Raw genomic sequence first — 2,155 nt, forward strand, 5'->3', positions numbered from 1 at the left:
GCAGGAGAATATACAACACAGCTGGAACACCGTTTGCCATAACTGGGAAGGCGATGCACTGCTGGAAAATTTTGAATATCACTCGTTCCTGATTGAGCAAATCCTGAATTTGAGTGCGGGGCTCGCACGTCGTCTGGAAGAGCCTCTTGTGGTCGCCAGTGGGGTAACTCCCGGTGAAGCGTCCCCGGAGCAGGAGCGTTCGGCACTGGTGCTGCCTTTGGTATGCCGCAGCGTGCCTGAATTGATCGAGCAGTTGGCGCGTATTCGGGGTTTGGCGACGCACTCGGCGGTGGTCGGCGGCTGTGATGAGGAGCCTCAGAAGAAGCTGCAATACTGGTTGCAGTGCGCTGAACGTCAGAATCGCGACTTGATTCACCACATCGATACCATGGAGTCAGGTCTGAAAAACGGCTGGAAATCCCTGTCTGATCTGAAAAACTATGAGCTCAAGCTGGCGTTTTTCCTCAATACCATCACCAAGGATATCATTCACGGTGATTCCTCCAAGGCCGATGCCCGGCAGCTGTTTACCCTGGGATCCGAAATCATTGAAGCTTATGTCGAAGCGGTCGATGGCGGGATCAGTCTTTTGCAGACGGGGTTAGAGAAAGAACTGGAGGCATGGCTGGTGCGTCTTTGATACCGCTCCAGTCTTCGATCTTACCCTGCGCTAAATCTCTTAGCCGAACTCCTTTCTGGATCATCTGACTGTTGGTTGTTTGGCTTTTCATGCTCTAGCTACCGTTATTTACTCTTCTTTTTTTATTCTTTGTTAGTTAATTCTTAGCTATTTAATGAGAGTCTTTTGATACAGATAATTCAAGTCATCCTCTATGTCTGTCAGGCGATTTAGCAGCCGTTTCTTTTGTTTGTCGGAGAGGGAGGCGTGCAGGTCTGCGAAAAGACGCAGGCTGCGTTCGCGGTTTTCTTCCAGTAACTTGCGGTGTCCGGGGCTCCAAAGCGCCGTTTCTTCTGCGATCAGAGTTCGGAGTTGTGTGCGAAGATCGTTTTGACTCAATGTATGGCGCTGCTGATAGAGCAGAGTGGCGGAATCAATCCACCGTTGTTGTTCCTCGCGACTGATTTCGGAGAGATAATTCAGATTCTGGCTCCAGGTTAGCACCATCTCTTCCTGAGCGTCGGTTTGCCGGCCAATCCAGTCGTCCATTCCTTTCTCCAGACGTTCTTGTCGCAGCTCAATACGTTCCTCTGGTGTGCTCTCGACATAGGGCTCAGTGTCTTCTTCAGTCTTTTCCGTTATTGCTTCAGTAAATTCCTGCCATTGGGAAGCACTTAACGACATAAATAAGGACTGAATTTCTGGCATGGCGTAGTCGAGACTGGCCAGCCAGTGGGCATGAGCTTGCTCGCCAAATGTCCTCAGTTGTTCTGGCGTGATATCGGGTTGCTGGAGTTGTTGTTTGAATGCCGCCAGCTCCCGGGCATAGAGGGGCAGTTGAGTGTGTTGATGCCAGCGATGAAATTGGTCGAGCGTTTTTTCCAGCTGGTTTTCCTGTTGGCTATTGAGGCTGACGAAGTCATCCACCTTCCATCCCAGCCACCAATCCATAAATGGGTAGGTGACTCGTAGGGAGCAGCTGATTAATCCCAGGCAGAGGCAACCAATGAGCGTCAAGCGCCGCAGTAGAGCGGGGGTTGGCATGTATTGAAGCGGTATTGGGAAAGCTTTCATTGGAGGTGTTGTGGTCCGGTTTTTCAAGCTGGAGTCATCTTTTGGCGGTGTTTTAGGACATTTGGGGCGTTTAGTTATATAAGAGTCTAGTACAGAGATTCGCCCAGCCATCAAATTGTTGGGAATCCGGATGGCGCTTGTATTAACTGAATGGTGCTTGTGTTATGATGCCGCCGCTCCTCGAACGCCTGTTTGATTTAGGTGTCCTGGCTGCCAGAATATGGACCGACCTAGTAAGGAAGGTCGCATGTTGAAGAGGTTTGATTACCTCACCATGGAAGGTCACTTTGTCGTTAACGCTTAAATAATAACGACATATATGGATGTGATAATAAAAATAATTTAAATAATGCAGTGTTTTATGAATAATTCAGTATTAATGCCCAACGATTCCCGTTGTCAGGAATCGACTTCGTCAATGCCTATTGAAGCCCCGGCGTCTGTCGAAACCCAAACGTCTTT

General features: G+C 49.2%; 1 protein-coding gene and 1 pseudogene. One reads left to right on the forward strand and one right to left on the reverse strand.

The features are described from left to right. Window positions 1–640 (forward strand): annotated as a pseudogene (locus tag ACTG33_RS17040) (lytic murein transglycosylase); the annotation flags it as partial. Window positions 641–787: 147 nt separating this feature from the next. Here ACTG33_RS17040 and ACTG33_RS17045 read toward each other — a convergent pair. After that, on the reverse strand, window positions 788–1,720 hold the full coding sequence (locus ACTG33_RS17045) for a DUF6279 family lipoprotein (protein ID WP_439136455.1): 933 nt from the start codon (window positions 1,718–1,720) through the stop codon (window positions 788–790). Window positions 1,721–2,155: the final 435 nt, after the last annotated feature.

The organism is Pseudomaricurvus sp. (assembly GCF_965662505.1).
Classification (GTDB): Bacteria; Pseudomonadota; Gammaproteobacteria; order Pseudomonadales; family Cellvibrionaceae; genus Pseudomaricurvus.